The sequence below is a fragment of the Kitasatospora arboriphila genome (genome assembly GCF_039528095.1).
Taxonomy (GTDB): Bacteria; Actinomycetota; Actinomycetes; order Streptomycetales; family Streptomycetaceae; genus Kitasatospora; species Kitasatospora arboriphila.
Window position 1 is genome coordinate 1 of record NZ_BAAALD010000218.1, and the last position, 1,314, is coordinate 1,314.

The following is a 1,314-nucleotide window of genomic DNA, read 5'->3' on the forward strand; positions in this document are numbered from 1 at the left end:
GCTTATTATGCCGGGTGGCGGCTGGCGCCTTACCCGGCCAACGCATCCGGCTCTGACTGTCTGTAGGCCCGCGCAAGCGCATGGACTGCACCCCAAAAGTTGGACACCCAACTGAGTAAGGTGCAATTTTATGGCTAAACCAAAGTATTCCCCTGAAACAAAACTGGCTGTGGTTAATCATTATTTGTCCGGTAAAGACGGAGAACAGAGTACAGCCGACCTTTTTGGTATTGAAAGAACATCTGTCCGTCGCTGGGTCAGGGCATGGCAGTTCCACGGTGCAGAAGGCCTGACTGCAAAAAATAATCATTATTCCGATGAATTTAAACTCGTGGTCGTCCGGGCGGTTATCAGTGACCGCCTGACGATGCGTGAAGCGGCTGCCCGGTTTAATCTCTCCGCAGAAATACTTGTCCGGCGCTGGCTCGACGTGTACAACGATGCCGGAGCGGAAGGTCTTTTAAACATACAATGCGGACGGCCCGGAAAAATGACAAAGCCAAAAAATATCCCACCACTGACAGATAAAGAGCTGGAAAAACTCTCCCCCGAAGAACTCAGGGCCGAACTGCGTTATCTGCGGGCAGAGAATGCCTATCTAAAAAAGTTGAAAGCCTTGGTTCAGAGCGAAAAAAATGGCAAAAAGCCCTGATAATCAGTGAACTAAGGCATGAACACGCTCTGCGGGACCTTCTGCGGGCGGCCGGTATGTCCCGTAGCACGTGGTATTACAATATGAATGCACTGAAGCAAGGGGACAGGTATGCGGGTCTTAAAGAGAACATCAGGAAGATATACCACTATCACAAAGGTCGTTATGGCTACCGCAGGATCACGCTCGCACTGAGAAAACAGGGGCTGCGGATAAACCATAAAACAGTGCAGCGGCTGATGGCAGAACTGTCACTCCGGTCTGTGATAAGGGCGAAAAAATATCGTGCCTGGAAAGGGAGAACGGGCGAGGCCGCGCCCAATATCCTGAGCCGGAACTTCGGTGCGTCAAAAGCCAACGAAAAATGGGTAACAGATGTGACAGAGTTCCCGGTACAGGGAAAAAAGCTTTACCTGTCGTCAGTTCTCGATCTGTTTAACCGGGAGGTTATCGCCTACAGCCTGTCGGAAAGGCCGGTGATGGAGATGGTGAATACGATGCTGGACGGTGCGTTCCCGAAGCTCAGACCGGGAGATGCTCCGCTGCTGCACTCGGATCAGGGCTGGCATTACAGGATGAGGAGCTATCAGGAACGTTTAAAGGCGCATGGGATGACGCAGAGTATGTCGCGTAAAGGAAACTGCCTGGATAATGCAGTGATG

1 pseudogene is annotated in these 1,314 nt (G+C 51.6%); it reads left to right on the forward strand.

Annotated elements, in window-relative coordinates:
- Window positions 1-130: 130 nt before the first annotated feature.
- A pseudogene (locus tag ABD353_RS39580) lies at window positions 131-1,314 on the forward strand (IS3-like element ISKpn1 family transposase); the annotation flags it as partial.